We start from the raw sequence: 14,849 nt of genomic DNA on the forward strand, positions 1-14,849 counted from the left end.
CGACATCGTTCGGCCTTCACGACCCCAAGAGCAAGCGCAAGTCGCATCCACACCAACAAACTTACGCACGATTTGCGCGTGCGCACGAATCAGGCCCGGCCAGTCCTTATTGACTGTCGAGATCGCACCGTAGAGCGTTACCCTGGCGATACCCTGCATGGGCGTAGCCGTGTACCTCCCACCTCGAGATCGGTCAACCGAATGAACTCGGCCCCACCAGCTCGGGCGGTGTCGGTTCGTGGACTTCCGTCGGGGTTGGGTTCCGTGGTTCGTTGACCAGGTGTCCGGGTGTACGACGTCGGTGACGGAAGCCAGCTTCCGTGCTGTAAAACTTCCCATTTGCACAACTGACAGAGACCTACTCAGGACCTCGCCTCTGTGACGAGCGCACGCTCACGTGGCAGCCTCGTCAGCAGTCGGTGTGGCCGCCAGTTCCCTTTCTCGGGGTCCCAAGGTCGGAACATGAGCCACATGACGGTAAAAGAAGCGAAACGAAAGGGCCGCTCGATCTTCAGGGCCTTTACTGCACGTTTGTTCCCTCTACGTGCTGCAGTCCGTACACCACCGCTGATATAAAAGCGATTCTTCCACGGAGAGTGTCGCAGTTGCCGACACGATGTATCGACATGCACCCGTGGATCGAAGTACATTTTGAAATTTGATTCCGATAGCGCGAGGCCGAGATCTAAGTCCTCCCAGCTATCCGGATTGGTCTGCAGGGTGCCACGAACCTGAGTCCAAACCGTCCGCTTGATCACATAATTGATACCGTTCAAGCTGCCGATCTGACCGCCATCCTTCAAACGGCCGAGGTTCCATGTCAAAAGCTTGCGTTGAAATCCGGGCGCTGGGCCGTCCCAGCACAGCACCAATCCGGTGAGACCTGCATAGTCGCGCCCAAGGTCGGAGTCGAAAAACGAGACGATTCGCTCGGCCCAATCTTCTCTCACACGGGAGTCAGCGTCGGTCTTGGCAATGAGATCCGAGGTCGCCAAATCGAACCCGCGCCGTCTGGCGTGGATAACGCCGGGCTGTGATTCTACGACTCGGGTTACATTCTCATGAGCCGAGACAAACTCGTCGACTATTTCACCAGTTTCGTCCGTCGATGAATTATCCACGACGATAATCTGGTCGATTGTCCTAGTTTGGTTGACCAAATGCTCGAGGCATGCAGCGATTCGCTTGGCCTCATTGTATGCAGGCACTACAACAGTCAAGGTACTCAAATGAGCCTCCAGCCCCGGGGTGATGTAAGTAGACCAAATCGATATTCGGTCGACGAATCACGAGCCCCCAGTTATTTGCGCTTGACGAAAGAATCTCCATGATCTGCAAGCATGCGGATATGTGCTGGCGACGATACTCGGACACGACGAGGATCGATAATACGGTCACATACAGCCCCCGTCAAGACATTCCGCAGAGCGCAAGAGAAACGTGTACGCGGCAATACGTACAGACTTCTTTCTCAAGAGCTAACGATCTCGGCGCCTGATTGTCATCTTCTGGCCGCACGAACGTACAACGCGCAGGCGAGTGCCAAACTCCGCTTTCGCCGTCACGGGCGAACACCTGGCGGCGGCAAGGCAGGTGTGCGATGACTCCTGTTCAACGCCCCCCAGGTGGTGCACTTGGGCGCTGGTTGGAAGAGTGTCCCCATGACCACTCCATCTCCCGAGCGCGAGGTGCTCACCTGGGAGCTCAACGGCGTCGCCTGCCGTGAGCTCGCCGAGCAGGTGGCCGCCGACGCGTTCGTCCCGGACATCATCCTCGGCATCGCCCGCGGCGGCCTGATCCCGGCCGGCGCCCTCGCCTACGCCTTGGACTGCAAGCTGATGATCTCGTTGAACGTCGAGTTCTACACCGGCGTCGGCGAGACACTGTCCGAACCGGTGATGCTGCCCTCGCTCCTTGAGTCGAGCGGTCTGACCGACCAGCGGGTGCTCGTCGTCGACGACGTGGCCGACACCGGCAAGACCCTCAAACTGGTCAACGATTTCTGCCAGGAGCAGGGACGGGTCGCCGAGGTCCGCAACGCCGTGCTCTACAAGAAGCCGCACACCATCACGATCCCCGACTACAGCTGGCGGACGACCGACAAGTGGATCGACTTCCCCTCGTCCGTGCACGGCCCGATCGTGGCGGTGCAGCGATGACCGCGGACAAGACCGGCGCCGAGACCACGGTCCGCGACAACCCCGCCGCACGCCGCTACGACATCCACGTCGACGCGCCCGGTGGTGACGCACTGGCCGGCTTCGCCGAGTACCGCGACCGGGTCTCCGGGACCGACGACGCTCCGACGACCGAGCGGGTGTTCTTCCACACCGAGGTCGACCCGGCGTTCGGCGGACGCGGTCTCGCGACGATCCTGGTGTGCGAAGCCCTCGAAGACGCCCGCGCACGCAACCTCACGATCGTAGGCGTGTGCCCGCTGGTGGCTTCGTTCCTGAAGAAACACCCGGAATATGCCGACGCGACCGCTCCGGTGACGCCGGCCGTCCTCGAGTGGTTGCGCTCCTGATCCGGACTGGTCTGAATCTCGTCCTCACGTGCCCGAGACGCTCCGCACCACCTCGCCCTCTGCGGTCATCTCGATCCGACGCGTGCAGTCTCGCGACGAGACGACCACGGACGCCGCCACCGGTCGGCCCGGCGGCATGATCCGGGCTGTCACCCGCTCGTTGTCGGCAGCCAACTCATCGAGCAACAGGCGCGCCATCCGATCGCGTGACGAAGCGCGGTCTTCTTCATCGAGCGATTGCAGCGCCCCGTCGTCGAGCAGGATCACCACCGCCCCGCGGGCTCGCGCCGCCCACACCGCATCCCGGATCGCGGGCGTGTCCCAGTCGGGTGCCCGGATGCCGTCGCGGAGCTGGGCCTCGAGCAGATGCATCTCGGCGATCTCCGACGACGAGAACTCGTCGTCCGCGGCGATGCGCTCCAGGACCGGGCGCGCACGCTGCTCGAAGTCCTCGAAATTGCGCCGGCGCTCGTCGGCGGCCGCCTCCGTCGATGCTGCGTCGAACGCCTCCCGGAGGGACCGGGCCCGCAGTTCGGCATTCTGATCGGCCATCGGCCGGAGGATGAGCAGGAACAGCGCCGACAGGACGAGAACCGGGTATGCCCACACGGTGATCGTCACGCCGGGAACGAAGCCGATGCCCCGGTCGAGACCCCACAGCCCGCACAGCACGCTCATCGCCACTGCGCCGGCCCACGCGATTCCCGGCTGCCCACGCACCGCGACGAGCGTCAGCACCACGATTCCTCCTGCGGTCGCCGGGCCGTTCTGCAGCGTCATGTACTGCTCGGCGGGCAGCGACCACCACGAAATCCCGGTCGCGGCGAGCACCGCGACGGCGGCCGCAACGGCCGACCGTCGATCACATCGGCCGTCCGGGAGTCGCACCACCCGTCGTGCCGTGACCACCAGCAGCCCGAATGCCACGATCAAGCCTGCCCATCGACGGGGTGAGGTGATGTGCAGGCCGGTTCCGACGGTCACTGTCACGTACGCGACCGCGAATCCGACGAGCGCGACAAGCACTGCGCGGGATCGAAACCCGAAGAGGTCGTCGTCCTGACCGCCGGTCCCGGCGGCCGCGCAAGCAGTTGCGGCGGACGCCTGGATGCCTGCGCCGCTCATCTCGGCGACCATGAGAGCCTCACCACCGTCCCGCGGCCGGGAGCGCTGCGCACCTCCGCGTCGCCGCCGATCGCGCGCATTCGACCGATGAGTCCGGCGTCGACGCCGAAGCGCGACGAGTCGAGATGTCCGGGGTCGAACCCCACTCCGTCGTCGGCGACGCCCACCCAGAGCGCGTCGGCCGCGAGTTCACCACCGACGACCCGCTCCGCGTGGTCCCCGGCATGGCGCACGCTGTTGCGCATCGCCTCCGACAGAGCGGCGAGCACGGCCTCGACGACCTCCGCTGGATAGGTCTGGCCGTTGTCGACGACGTGGACGGTGAATTCCACGTCGTCGTCGATCTGTGCGGTCGTCAGCCGGACTTTCCGGAGCAACTCTGTCGGGACGACGTCACCGCCCACATCGCGGTCGCCGCGACGCCAGGCGTCGATCTCGCCGAGAGCCTGTCGGGCCTGCTCGGCCACCCGCTGGTCCTGGGTCGACGGCCGCAGCGCGAGGAGGCAGGCGATCACATGATCGTGTATCAACGCGTCATAGCGGGAGCGTTCGGCTTCCCGTGCGACCGCCGACGCGGTCACCTCCGCCGCCCGCACCGCGGTGGAGCGCGTCTCCCCCAGCTTCTGAGCGGTTCGCATCGTCACAATCCCCACCGCCATGAACACCCCCGTCAGCCCGATGGTCAGGGCGGTACTCGTGTACATCGTCGCCCGGACACCACCGAACACGGCCAGCTGATTGGCGGTGTGCACCATCGCCGTCGCCACCACGAGATAGCCGATCGCCGAGCCGAACCGGAGCGCGATCACCAACGCGAGCCCGGGGACGCCGGGAAACTGCACCAGCCACACCGGCCACCGTCCGTACCCGCCCGCGGTGTCGGGGTTCCATGCGACGAACCACAATGCCGTCGCCAGGAGGTAACCGGCGGCGCTGCAGATGCCCGCCGACAGTATCCATCCCGTCGTCGGACGGAAACTACCGACGAGCAGTGCGATCGCGGGTCCGACGATGAGTGCTGCGCTGAGCGGCGGCCACCACGAAGCCGTCAGCGAGGCCGAACCGATCAGAACCGGCAGCATCGCCGCGGAGTAGGCGATCACGCCCGCTCCGACGAAGCGAGCCGCATACTGTTGTGCGCGTACCAGATCGGCGTTGGTCGCGATGGGTTCCGCGTCGGTGGCAGCGCCGTCGTCGACCGTCCGAGCGCTAGACGTTCTCAGCACGTGCCTCGCGCCCGATTTCGGTGCGGACCAGCACACGGGGGTGGAACTCGACCCGGTGAGAGACGTGGCTCGCGTCCACTCCGACCGACGCGAGCGCGTCGCGACCCGGTGGTTGGATGCGTACCGTCACGCGGCCGTCCTCGACCTCGTCCAGCAGCTCGGCGACCGCGTTCGCCAGCCGTTCGCGCGCCACGGCCGCGTGCGCGTCGTCGAGCGCGGCCAGCCCGCCGTCGTCGAGCAGAACGACGCGCACACCCCGCTGACGCGCCCGCCACGCCGCGTCCCGGACCATCGGGAGGTCGAGCCCGGAGGCACGGATGCCGTCGCGTAATTGCGCCTCGAGCAGCCGGGCCGTGGCCACCTCGTCGGCGGTGAAGGTCTCGCGGCGCGCCATGCGTGTGAGGACGGGGCGTGCGCGTTCGTCGAGAGCGGCGAGACGTCGGTCCCGCACCTCGGTGGCCGCAGCGGCGGCGGCGTCGAGCGCCGCCTGGCGTTCGCTGGCCTCGCGTAGTTCGTAGATGTTGCGGGCCATCGGGCGCAGCATGACGGAGAACAGCGACCCCATGATCATGATCGCGTATCCCGGCAGGGTGATCGACAGTCCCCAGACCGCTCCCGCGGTCGAGACGGCGCCCCACACGCCCGCGATGACGCTGATGCAACCGCTCGCGAGCCACGCCGCCAGGGGACGACCGCGCACCGCGACGAAGGCCAGGATGATCACCGATGCCCCCATCGGCGGCCCAGTCTGCATCACATGCGACGGCGGCGACGGCAACGAGAACAGCGTCACGGCCACCGCCGAGACGGTCATCGCGGCGATGACGGAGGTCGTCGACCCGGGCAGCGGATCCCCGGGCGAATCGAGGATCGTCATCCCGGCCACGACGAACAACACGAACCCGACGAACACCCCGGTCCACTGCCACCACCCGGTGATGGACGAGTCGGCATAGAGCGTCACGGCGAAGTAGCCGCATGCGAACGCGCCCCATCATCAGCCAGAGGGGCCGCGACCCGATGCCGAACGCATTGACGACCTCGCCGCGTTCGGCGTCGTCGACGCCGCGAGAACACTCTCGTCTCACGGCCGCTCCCATCGGATCTGAACCGTGGTCCCCCGCCCGGCGCGACTGTGCACCCGCGCGTGGCCACCGGGCAGCCTCGCGAGACGACCGCGGATGCTCACCGCGATTCCCAGCCGGCCGACCGCCACCGACTCCGGATCGAACCCGACGCCGTCGTCGACGACCGCCATGCTCAGGGCGTCGGATGCCAACTGCACGATGACGGCGCATTCGGCATCGTCCCCGGCGTGGCGCAGCACGTTCCGCAACGACTCCAACATCGCCTCGACGACCGCATCGAGGACCTCGACGGGATACGAGGCCGGCTCGGCACGCCGAACCTCCACGCCGTCCTGGTCACCGGGGTCCTGGTCATCGGCGTTCCGGCCACCCACGACCTCCACGTCGAATCGTTCGGAGATGTCGGCGGCGGCCAGCCTGATGCGCCGGACCACCTCGACATCCGTCACGGTGTCCGCATCCCCGGGTCCCGGCACCCGGGCGAGTTCGTCGAGGGCCGACGCGGCCTGGGCGGCGAGCCGCTCGTCGGGACGCCCCGGCCGGACGGCCAGGAGTGAGGCGATGACCCGGTCGTGCACGATGGCGTCGAACCGCTCTTTCTCCACCTCGCGGGCCGACGCCGCGGCCACGTTGGCCGCGGTGCGGTAGGTCTCCTCACGCGTCTCGTCGAGCTCTCGGCCGGTGCGGGTCGCGACCAGCACGACCGCGAGGAAGACACCGGTGAACACCAGCGACCACAGGATCTCCACGGGCGCATCGGAAGTCACCTCACTGAATCGGCCGAGCTGCTGGGAGATGTGCGCGAGGGTCGACGACACGAGCAGACCCGCCACTGCGAGACTAGGCCGCACGAGCATCAGCACCATGCTCGGCATACCGCAGAAGGCGACCATCCACTGCGCCGAGTCGTCGGGATTCGTCAGGGTCGTCCCGTTCCAGGCCACGAACCACAGACCCAGGCCGAGGATGTACCCGGCCCAGGTCGTCAGGGCGAGCGGGGTGAGCCACGCCGTGCCCGGTCGAAAGGTCGCCGCGATCACCAGGATTCCTGGTCCGACCGACAGCAGGATGCTCAGCGGTGGCCACCAGGCGTCGGTCAGCGGCGCCGAGGCGAGGATCGACGCCGCGGAGACCACGGGGTAACCGATGAAACCCAGGCCCAGGAAGCGGGCGCCCACCCGGCGGACGCGGTCCAGATCCGGCTCCGCCGAATCCGATTCGAATGCGCGCCGCACCCACGCGGGTCGTGCGGGGGTGTCGCCGCTCGCGAGATCGGTGGTGGGCATCGCGTCTCAGCCTCACACCGTCCGGCTCGACCGGTCAATCCCCTGTTGAGACCAAATACGACGAAACCGGCCCGCCCCCTGTGGGGAACGGGCCGGTGACGGTAGAACTCGTTGGGAGAGGGCTTACTTGGCCTTCTCCAGCACCTCGACCAGACGCCAGTGCTTGGTCGCCGACAGCGGGCGGGTCTCCATGATCCGCACGCGGTCACCGACGCCGGCATCGCCGTTCTCGTCGTGTGCCTTGACCTTGCTCGTGGTCCGGATGATCTTCTTGTAGAGCGGGTGGCTCTTACGATCTTCCAGCTCGACCACGATGGTCTTCTGCATCTTGTCGCTGACCACGTAGCCGATCCGCTCCTTGCGGCGGTTACGCTCGGCAGCCTGGGTTTCGGTCACTTTCTGGTCCTCACTCATGCGTCTTCACCTTCCGGTCCCGACGCCAGGCCCAGCTCACGCTCACGCATGACGGTGTAGATACGTGCGATCTCGCGACGCACGGTGCGCAGACGGCGGTTGTTGTCGAGCTGGCCGGTGGCCATCTGGAAACGAAGGTTGAAGAGCTCTTCCTTCGACTCCTTCAGGCGGTCGACCAGATCGGCGTCGTTGAGCTCGCGCAGCTCGTTCGCAGCAACTCCGAGAGACATCAGAACTGCTCCTCTCGTGTCACGATCCGGGTCTTGATGGGGAGCTTGTGCTGTGCGCGGCGCAGGGCCTCGCGAGCGATCTCCTCATTCGGGTAGGTCATCTCGAACAGCACGCGACCCGGCTTGACCGGGGCGACCCACCACTCGGGCGAACCCTTACCCGAACCCATGCGGGTTTCGGCCGGCTTCTTGGTGAGCGGGCGGTCCGGGAAGATGTTGATCCAGACCTTGCCGCCACGCTTGATGTGCCGGTTGATCGCGATACGAGCGGACTCGATCTGACGGTTGGTGATGTACGCGCCTTCCAGAGCCTGGATGCCGTAATCGCCGAACGTCACCTTGGTGCCGCCCTTGGCCTGCCCCTTGAGGCTGGGGTGATGCTGCTTGCGGTGCTTGACCCGACGTGGGATCAACATGGCCTAGCCCTCCTGCTTCTCAGCCGCACCAGCAGTGGCCTCGGCAGGAGCGGCCTCGGCCGCGCGAGCGGCGTCGGTGCTCGTCGCAGTGGTGCCCGAGGCACCGCTACGCCGGGGCCGGCTGGGCCGGCGCGGACGGCGATCCTCGGCTGCCGGAGCGGCCGCAGCCAGCTCGCGACGTCCACCGACGATGTCGCCCTTGTAGATCCACACCTTCACGCCGATACGGCCGAAGGTGGTCTTGGCTTCGTAGAGTCCGTAGTCGATGTCGGCGCGCAGCGTGTGCAGCGGCACGCGTCCCTCGCGGTAGAACTCACTGCGGCTCATCTCAGCGCCGCCCAGACGACCCGAGCACTGGACCCGGATACCCTTCACGTTCGGCTGACGCATCGCCGACTGGATCGCCTTGCGCATCGCGCGGCGGAACGCCACACGGTTGCTCAGCTGCTCGGCGACGCCCTGGGCCACCAGCTGGGCCTCGGACTCTGCGTTCTTGACCTCGAGGATGTTCAGCTGGACCTGCTTACCGGTCAGCTTCTCCAGGTCGCCGCGGATGCGATCGGCCTCGGCGCCACGGCGACCGATGACGATGCCCGGTCGCGCGGTGTGGATGTCGACGCGAACCCGGTCACGGGTGCGCTCGATCTCCACCTTCGCGATGCCGGCGCGCTCGAGCCCCGTCGAGAGGAGCTTGCGGATCGCGACATCTTCCTTGACGTAGTCCGCGTACTGCTTGTCGGCGTACCACCGCGACTTCCAGTCGGTGGTGATGCCCAGACGGAAGCCGTGCGGGTTGATTTTCTGGCCCACTACTAGGCTCCCTTCTTCTTCGGCTGACGCGAACGGCCACGGCCGCCGGCTGCCTTCTCCGGCAGGCTCTCCACGACCACGGTGATGTGGCTGGTGCGCTTGCGGATACGGAATGCGCGGCCCTGGGCACGCGGCTGGAAGCGCTTGAGGGTCGGGCCCTCGTCGGCGAACGCGGTGGCGACGACCAGGGTCCGGCGATCCAGATCCAGGTTGTTCTCTGCGTTGGCGACAGCGCTGGCCAGCACCTTGTACACGGGCTCGGACGCCGACTGCGGGGCGAACCGCAGGATGTCCAGGGCCTCGTCCACGTTTTTCCCGCGGATGAGGTCCAGCACGCGGCGGGCCTTCATCGGCGTGACGCGAACGAACTTCGCGGTGGCCTTGGCGGTCGGATTATCGGTCTGCGTAGTCATCAGCGGCGCTTCGCTTTCCGGTCATCCTTGATGTGACCCTTGAAGGTGCGGGTGGGGGCGAACTCGCCCAGCTTGTGACCGACCATCGAGTCCGAGATGAACACCGGCACATGCTTGCGTCCGTCGTGGACGGCAAAGGTGTGACCGATGAAGTCGGGAATGATGGTCGAACGGCGGGACCAGGTCTTGATGACCTGCTTGGTTCCCTTTTCGTTCTGAACGTCCACCTTCTTCAGGAGGTGGTCGTCGACGAACGGGCCCTTCTTGAGGCTGCGTGGCATTCTCTTACCTCCTCCTGTTATCGCTTGTTCTTGCCGGTGCGACGGCGACGGACGATCAGCTTGTCGCTGGCCTTGTTCTTGCGGGTGCGGCCCTCGGGCTTACCCCACGGCGAGACCGGGTGGCGACCACCGGAGGTCTTGCCCTCACCACCACCATGCGGGTGGTCAACCGGGTTCATGACGACACCGCGGACGGTCGGGCGCTTGCCCTTCCAGCGCATACGGCCGGCCTTGCCCCAGTTGATGTTGCTCTGCTCGGCGTTGCCCACCTCGCCGACGGTTGCGCGGCAGCGCACGTCGACACGACGGATCTCGCCGGAAGGCATACGCAGCGTGGCGTAGGCGCCTTCCTTACCGAGCAGCTGGATCGACGCGCCGGCGCTACGTGCCATCTTGGCGCCACCGCCCGGGCGCAGCTCCACAGCGTGGACCTGGGTACCGGTCGGGATGTTGCGCAGCGGCAGGTTGTTGCCGGGCTTGATGTCGGCGGCCGGACCGCTCTCGACGATGTCGCCCTGCTTCAGGTTCTTCGGCGCGATGATGTAGCGCTTCTCGCCGTCGACGTAGTGCAGCAGCGCGATGCGCGCGGTGCGGTTGGGGTCGTACTCGATGTGAGCGACCTTGGCGTTGATGCCGTCCTTGTCGTTACGACGGAAGTCGATCAGACGGTAGGCACGCTTGTGGCCGCCACCCTTGTGACGAGTGGTGATGCGGCCGTGAGCGTTTCGGCCACCGCGCCCGTGGAGCGGACGCACCAGCGACTTCTCCGGGTGGTCACGGGTGACCTCGGCGAAGTCGGAGCCGCTGGCCCCGCGACGACCCGGGGTCGTCGGCTTGTACTTACGAATAGCCATGAGTCTCAGTCCTTCTCTGAAGCCCCGGTCAGCTGACCGAGCCTCCGAAGATCTCGATGGGCTTGCTGTCTGCGGTCAGCGACACGATGGCGCGCTTGGTGGACTTGCGCTGGCCGTAGCCGGAGCGGGTCCGCTTGCGCTTGCCCTGTCGGTTCGCGGTGTTGACGCTGGCAACCTTCACACCGAAGATCTTCTCGATCGCGATCTTGATCTCGGTCTTGTTGGACTCCGGGTGCACCAGGAAGGTGTACACGTTGTCCTCCATGAGTCCGTAGGACTTCTCGGAGATCACGGGCGCCAGGATGATGTCGCGCGGATCGGCAACGGTCGTCATGTCAGGCCTCCTCTGCTGTCTTCTCGACGGCAGCCTTGGCATCCGCCGTGTTCTGCTCGATGAAGGCATTGAGCGTCTCGACGCTGAACACGACTTCGTCCGAATCCAGGACGTCGTAGGTGTTGAGCTGATCGGGAGCGATCGGGAGCACGTTGTCCAGGTTCGCCACGCTCTTCCACGCCGTCAGGTCCTCGCGGCCGAGAACGACCAGGAACTTGCGACGATCGGAGAGGCTCTCCAGGAACTCGCGAGCCGACTTGGTCGAGGGGGCCTGCCCCGCAACCAGTTCGGTGATCACGTGGATGCGCTCGTTGCGAGCGCGGTCGCTCAGGGCACCGCGCAGGGCGGCGGCCTTCATCTTCTTGGGGGTGCGCTGGCTGTAGTCACGCGGCTGCGGGCCGTGGACGGTGCCGCCGCCGGTGAACTGCGGTGCACGGGTCGAACCCTGACGCGCACGGCCGGTGCCCTTCTGGCGGTACGGCTTGGCGCCACCGCCACGGACCTCGCCGCGGGTCTTGGTCGAGTGCGTGCCCTGGCGAGCCGCGGCCTGCTGGGCCACGACGACCTGGTGCATCAGCGCGATGTTGGCGGGAGCGTCGAAGAGCGCGGCCGGCAGGTCAACGGTTCCGTTGGTCTTGCCGTCGGCGGTCTTGACGTCCAGCGTCAACTTGGTCGTGGTCTCGGTGCTCACTACTTCGCACCACCCTTCACTGCGTCGCGGACCACCACGATGCCGCCCTTGCGACCCGGGATCGCTCCCTTGATCAGCAGCAGGCCGGCCTCGGCGTCCACCTTGTGGACGGTGAGGTTCTGCGTGGTCACCTTGTCGTTACCCATACGACCGGCCATGCGCATGCCCTTGAACACGCGACCCGGGGTGGCGCAGCCACCGATCGAGCCCGGAGCGCGGTGCACGCGGTGAGCGCCGTGGCTGGCGCCCAGACCGGCGAAGCCGTGGCGCTTCATGACGCCGGCGAAACCCTTGCCCTTCGAGGTGCCCGTGACGTCGACCAGCGCGCCGTCGGCGAAGATCTCGGCGGTCAGTTCCTGACCGATCTCGAACTCGCTGACGTCGTTGACGCGGATCTCGGCCAGGTGACGGCGCGGGGTGACCCCGGCCTTCTCGTACTGGCCGGCGACCGGCTTGGTCACCTTGCGGGGATCGATGGCACCGTAGGCGAGCTGGACGGCGGTGTAGCCGTCACGGTCCTGCGTACGGAGCTGGGTGATGACGTTCGGGCCGGCCTGGATGACCGTGACCGGAACGACGCGGTTGTTCTCGTCGAAAACCTGGGTCATGCCGAGCTTGGTGCCCAGGATGCCCTTGGATGAACTCTGGTTGCTCATGATTTATCTCGCCCCCGTCCTACTGGATGTTGACGTCGACACTGGCCGGCAGGTCGATGCGCATGAGCGCGTCGACCGTCTTCGGGGTCGGGTCGAGGATGTCGATGAGTCGCTTGTGGGTACGCATCTCGAAATGTTCGCGGCTGTCCTTGTACTTGTGCGGCGAACGGATGACGCAGTACACGTTCTTCTCGGTGGGCAACGGCACCGGGCCAACGACGCGTGCACCCGTACGGGTCACGGTCTCCACGATCTTGCGCGCCGAAGCGTCGATCGCCTCGTGGTCGTAGGCCTTGAGCCTGATGCGGATCTTCTGTCCCGCCACGCTGTGTCCTCTTCCGTCAGTTGTTCTCGACAGACAAACACCGCGTGACCAGGGCAGGCTCTCGCCGGCTGAGCACATGACCGCCGTGTGAGATTCGGCAATCGACGCTGTTCATCTGTCGTTGTACGTTGGCTCGTCTCTGGAACGAACCGGTTTGCTCCGGCACCCGCGGTCGGGCGTGTCGAGTCCGTGAACCTGATCCGGCGCACGCGTTACACGCCCATTCCCCGTCAACCGGGCCTGGGAGTCATTCACCTGACCACTTCGGCGGTGTCGGCACAGAGTGCGACGTGCGTCTGCCGGTCAAGGCAACCCGACAAGTATGCAACAGAGGCGGGTGCCGATTCAAATCCGACCTCGTCACACCCGGGGACTCGGGTCCACACCGCAAACTGACTCGCGAGTAATATACGCGCATGTCTTCCACCAGCTCCACCTACGCCCTGCGCAAGAAGCTCCCCGACAACGCCCTCGGGAACGTGCTGTTCTCACTCGGCCTGGTGGCCAAGGCCCCGTACTTCGGGACCGTCTTCCCTCTCGTCCAGGAGATGGAGCCCGGTTACGCCAGGGTCACCGCACCCAACTGGTTCGGCGTGCACAACCACATCGGCACCTTCCACGCGATTGCCGCGTGCAACCTTGCCGAGGCCGCGATGGGTGTGCTGATGGAAGCGACGACCCCGACGTCGCATCGCTGGATCCCGAAGGCGATGGAGACGCGGTACCTGGCAAAGGCCACCACCCGACTCACCGCCGAAGCCCGTCTCGCCGAGCCGATCGACCTTGCCACCATCACCGAGGGCACCGACGTCACAGTGTCGGTGAGCATCGTCGACACCAAGGGGGTCGAGGTCGTCCACTGCGACATCACCACCTGGGTGACGCCCAAGTAGCTACCGGTAGCAGGCCTGCCATCCGGCGGTGCGCACCGTCTCCGCCGAACAGAAGGTCGCGCGCGGATAGTAAGGACCCATCGTCGACGCGGGGTCGGTCTTGTTCGCCTGCGACGCCTGCACGCTGTTCGGATAGAACTCCGCCGACGGCAACATGTTGCGGAGGAACACCACCTTCGGGACCGTCGTGCTGCCCCACGGGATGACGGTCAGATCGGAGCCGGCCACCTGTGCAGCGGTCAGGTCCGACGGTGCCGCGACCACATAGGTGTAGTAGCCGTCGGCGTCGATCCGGGTCGCGTAGTCGGCCGCACACGCGACCACCGGGTAGGGCGTCACCTTGTCGTTCTGGCACATCGACCAGTACCGGAGCTGTTCCCCCGGGGTGGCCGGCGACTGCCCGGCCCGACTGTCGGGGAAGTTCGGCGCCTTGCCGCGAATCACTGCGACGCGGCCGGGCTGATAATTGAGCAGCGAGCCGATGTACTTGTTGTCGCCGTTGGGGAAGAGGCCCGACGTGCTCGCCGGGTTCACGAAGGTCGCCTCCTTCGCGTTGCCGGGGAGCGAGGCCGATGCGGCGTTGCCGATCGCGTCGTCGAAGACCTCGGTGAGGGTCTGTGCGATCGGTCCGTTGTAGTTGCGCGGGTTGAACGGTTGCGCGCACGGCGCGACGGGGATCTTCTGGCCGGCGATCGAGAAGGTCACGTTCGGCAGGGGAACTCCACCGTTCGGGGAGTCCGGGTCGTCGGGCACGTAGACCCGCACGATGAGGAAGCCGACAGGCACGCTCTGACCACCGGCTGGGAGTCCGCGGATCTCGTTGCGCGAGTCGTCGGCGGCACCGGGCACGACCGTCGCATGCCAGGCGCGTTTCGACGCGGGCGGTCTCACCGCAGGCGAGGCGAAGGGGTTGACGCTGCCCGCATCGGGCCGGATCTGGTTGTCACGCAGCGTGTCGACCGTGTCGAGGTCGGTGCCGTAGGTGTTGAGCGAGAAGTACCGGGCGGCCGGGAACGTCCCCGACAGACGGATCGAGTCGCCCGGTCCGAGCGCGTACGGCAGGACCCAGTAGGTCGCATTGGCATCGGGGAAGGCGACATTGAGGTCGGTGCTGTTGGACATCAGTTGCCACGCACACCCCGGGCCCGGCGCGTAGCCCTGAGGGGCTGCCGAGGCCGGCACCGGGCCGGCGGCCGCCGCCACCGCGAGCACGACGCCCACGACCACAGCGAGAATTGTTCCGACATGATGCTTGACCTGTGTGAACAATGACCCTCCCT

The 14,849-nt window shown here is 66.2% G+C and carries 20 protein-coding genes; 3 read left to right on the forward strand and 17 right to left on the reverse strand.

Going from position 1 to position 14,849, the window contains the following annotated elements:
- Positions 1-362: 362 nt before the first annotated feature.
- Positions 363-1,208 (reverse strand): glycosyltransferase family 2 protein, encoded by an 846-nt coding sequence (locus tag GOALK_RS23625; RefSeq protein WP_232283188.1) that lies wholly within the window; start codon positions 1,206-1,208, stop codon positions 363-365.
- Positions 1,209-1,661: 453 nt separating this feature from the next.
- Between GOALK_RS23625 and GOALK_RS17865 the strand changes: the two genes are divergently transcribed.
- Together GOALK_RS17865 and GOALK_RS17870 are read left to right on the forward strand one after the other, a co-directional pair.
- On the forward strand, positions 1,662-2,159 hold the full coding sequence (locus GOALK_RS17865) for a phosphoribosyltransferase (RefSeq protein ID WP_006360242.1): 498 nt from the start codon (positions 1,662-1,664) through the stop codon (positions 2,157-2,159).
- On the forward strand, positions 2,156-2,527 hold the full coding sequence (locus GOALK_RS17870; protein ID WP_006360243.1) for a GNAT family N-acetyltransferase: 372 nt from the start codon (positions 2,156-2,158) through the stop codon (positions 2,525-2,527). Before GOALK_RS17865 ends, GOALK_RS17870 begins: the two co-directional genes overlap by 4 nt.
- A 24-nt stretch (positions 2,528-2,551) precedes the next feature.
- Here GOALK_RS17870 and GOALK_RS17875 read toward each other — a convergent pair whose 3' ends face one another.
- From GOALK_RS17875 to rpsJ, 15 genes are all read right to left on the reverse strand, one after another.
- On the reverse strand, positions 2,552-3,652 hold the full coding sequence (locus tag GOALK_RS17875; RefSeq protein ID WP_157139170.1) for a DUF8320 family protein: 1,101 nt from the start codon (positions 3,650-3,652) through the stop codon (positions 2,552-2,554).
- Positions 3,649-4,878, reverse strand: a complete 1,230-nt coding sequence (locus tag GOALK_RS17880; protein WP_006360245.1) for a sensor histidine kinase — start codon at positions 4,876-4,878, stop codon at positions 3,649-3,651. Before GOALK_RS17880 ends, GOALK_RS17875 begins: the two co-directional genes overlap by 4 nt.
- Positions 4,862-5,842: a DUF8320 family protein gene (locus GOALK_RS17885; RefSeq protein ID WP_232283189.1), complete on the reverse strand. Its 981-nt coding sequence runs from the start codon at positions 5,840-5,842 to the stop codon at positions 4,862-4,864. The genes GOALK_RS17880 and GOALK_RS17885 overlap by 17 nt, the downstream gene beginning before the upstream one ends.
- 120 nt (positions 5,843-5,962) lie before the next feature.
- A complete protein-coding gene (locus GOALK_RS17890; protein WP_006360248.1) occupies positions 5,963-7,252 on the reverse strand; it encodes a sensor histidine kinase in 1,290 nt (429 codons plus the stop codon).
- Positions 7,253-7,375: 123 nt separating this feature from the next.
- Positions 7,376-7,666 (reverse strand): 30S ribosomal protein S17, encoded by a 291-nt coding sequence (rpsQ, locus tag GOALK_RS17895; RefSeq protein ID WP_006360249.1) that lies wholly within the window; start codon positions 7,664-7,666, stop codon positions 7,376-7,378.
- Positions 7,663-7,896: a 50S ribosomal protein L29 gene (gene rpmC / locus GOALK_RS17900; protein WP_005194647.1), complete on the reverse strand. Its 234-nt coding sequence runs from the start codon at positions 7,894-7,896 to the stop codon at positions 7,663-7,665. The genes rpsQ and rpmC overlap by 4 nt, the downstream gene beginning before the upstream one ends.
- Positions 7,896-8,312, reverse strand: a complete 417-nt coding sequence (gene rplP / locus GOALK_RS17905) for a 50S ribosomal protein L16 (RefSeq protein ID WP_004020548.1) — start codon at positions 8,310-8,312, stop codon at positions 7,896-7,898. The genes rpmC and rplP overlap by 1 nt, the downstream gene beginning before the upstream one ends.
- A 3-nt stretch (positions 8,313-8,315) precedes the next feature.
- Entirely contained in the window at positions 8,316-9,122 is an 807-nt protein-coding gene (gene rpsC, locus GOALK_RS17910; RefSeq protein ID WP_004020549.1) for a 30S ribosomal protein S3, read from the reverse strand.
- Between the two features lie 2 nt (positions 9,123-9,124).
- The gene (gene rplV / locus GOALK_RS17915; RefSeq protein WP_005194644.1) at positions 9,125-9,535 is read right to left on the reverse strand and encodes a 50S ribosomal protein L22; all 411 of its coding nucleotides are present in this window, start codon (positions 9,533-9,535) and stop codon (positions 9,125-9,127) included.
- Positions 9,535-9,816, reverse strand: coding sequence for a 30S ribosomal protein S19 (gene rpsS / locus GOALK_RS17920; RefSeq protein ID WP_004020551.1), 282 nt, complete (start codon positions 9,814-9,816; stop codon positions 9,535-9,537). The genes rplV and rpsS overlap by 1 nt, the downstream gene beginning before the upstream one ends.
- A 17-nt stretch (positions 9,817-9,833) precedes the next feature.
- Entirely contained in the window at positions 9,834-10,670 is an 837-nt protein-coding gene (gene rplB, locus GOALK_RS17925; RefSeq protein ID WP_005194639.1) for a 50S ribosomal protein L2, read from the reverse strand.
- Positions 10,671-10,698: 28 nt separating this feature from the next.
- Positions 10,699-11,004, reverse strand: a complete 306-nt coding sequence (gene rplW, locus GOALK_RS17930; protein ID WP_005194638.1) for a 50S ribosomal protein L23 — start codon at positions 11,002-11,004, stop codon at positions 10,699-10,701.
- Between the two features lies 1 nt (position 11,005).
- The gene (gene rplD, locus GOALK_RS17935) at positions 11,006-11,695 is read right to left on the reverse strand and encodes a 50S ribosomal protein L4 (RefSeq protein ID WP_006360250.1); all 690 of its coding nucleotides are present in this window, start codon (positions 11,693-11,695) and stop codon (positions 11,006-11,008) included.
- Positions 11,695-12,351, reverse strand: coding sequence for a 50S ribosomal protein L3 (rplC, locus tag GOALK_RS17940; RefSeq protein WP_005194633.1), 657 nt, complete (start codon positions 12,349-12,351; stop codon positions 11,695-11,697). Before rplC ends, rplD begins: the two co-directional genes overlap by 1 nt.
- Positions 12,352-12,370: 19 nt before the next feature.
- Positions 12,371-12,676, reverse strand: a complete 306-nt coding sequence (gene rpsJ / locus GOALK_RS17945) for a 30S ribosomal protein S10 (protein WP_003938093.1) — start codon at positions 12,674-12,676, stop codon at positions 12,371-12,373.
- Positions 12,677-13,092: 416 nt separating this feature from the next.
- Here rpsJ and GOALK_RS17950 point away from each other — a divergent pair, with 416 nt between their 5' ends.
- Positions 13,093-13,569: a hotdog fold domain-containing protein gene (locus tag GOALK_RS17950; RefSeq protein ID WP_006360251.1), complete on the forward strand. Its 477-nt coding sequence runs from the start codon at positions 13,093-13,095 to the stop codon at positions 13,567-13,569.
- Here GOALK_RS17950 and GOALK_RS17955 read toward each other — a convergent pair whose 3' ends face one another.
- Positions 13,570-14,838: a hypothetical protein gene (locus GOALK_RS17955; RefSeq protein WP_006360252.1), complete on the reverse strand. Its 1,269-nt coding sequence runs from the start codon at positions 14,836-14,838 to the stop codon at positions 13,570-13,572.
- Positions 14,839-14,849: the final 11 nt, after the last annotated feature.

Origin of the sequence: Gordonia alkanivorans NBRC 16433, assembly GCF_000225505.1 — a bacterium.
GTDB classification, from domain to species: domain Bacteria; phylum Actinomycetota; class Actinomycetes; order Mycobacteriales; family Mycobacteriaceae; genus Gordonia; species Gordonia alkanivorans.

Excerpts from the sequence above, each read along its gene's own strand:
- GOALK_RS17865 (WP_006360242.1), top strand. The coding sequence starts at position 1,662 with ATGACCACTCCATCTCCCGAGCGCGAGGTGCTCACCTGGGAGCTCAAC.
- GOALK_RS17870 (WP_006360243.1), top strand. The coding sequence starts at position 2,156 with ATGACCGCGGACAAGACCGGCGCCGAGACCACGGTCCGCGACAACCCC.
- GOALK_RS17875 (WP_157139170.1), bottom strand. The coding sequence starts at position 3,652 with ATGAGCGGCGCAGGCATCCAGGCGTCCGCCGCAACTGCTTGCGCGGCC.
- GOALK_RS17890 (WP_006360248.1), bottom strand. The coding sequence starts at position 7,252 with ATGCCCACCACCGATCTCGCGAGCGGCGACACCCCCGCACGACCCGCG.
- rpsQ (WP_006360249.1), bottom strand. The coding sequence starts at position 7,666 with ATGAGTGAGGACCAGAAAGTGACCGAAACCCAGGCTGCCGAGCGTAAC.
- rpmC (WP_005194647.1), bottom strand. The coding sequence starts at position 7,896 with ATGTCTCTCGGAGTTGCTGCGAACGAGCTGCGCGAGCTCAACGACGCC.
- rplP (WP_004020548.1), bottom strand. The coding sequence starts at position 8,312 with ATGTTGATCCCACGTCGGGTCAAGCACCGCAAGCAGCATCACCCCAGC.
- rplV (WP_005194644.1), bottom strand. The coding sequence starts at position 9,535 with ATGACTACGCAGACCGATAATCCGACCGCCAAGGCCACCGCGAAGTTC.
- rpsS (WP_004020551.1), bottom strand. The coding sequence starts at position 9,816 with ATGCCACGCAGCCTCAAGAAGGGCCCGTTCGTCGACGACCACCTCCTG.
- rplB (WP_005194639.1), bottom strand. The coding sequence starts at position 10,670 with ATGGCTATTCGTAAGTACAAGCCGACGACCCCGGGTCGTCGCGGGGCC.
- rplW (WP_005194638.1), bottom strand. The coding sequence starts at position 11,004 with ATGACGACCGTTGCCGATCCGCGCGACATCATCCTGGCGCCCGTGATC.
- rplC (WP_005194633.1), bottom strand. The coding sequence starts at position 12,351 with ATGAGCAACCAGAGTTCATCCAAGGGCATCCTGGGCACCAAGCTCGGC.
- GOALK_RS17950 (WP_006360251.1), top strand. The coding sequence starts at position 13,093 with ATGTCTTCCACCAGCTCCACCTACGCCCTGCGCAAGAAGCTCCCCGAC.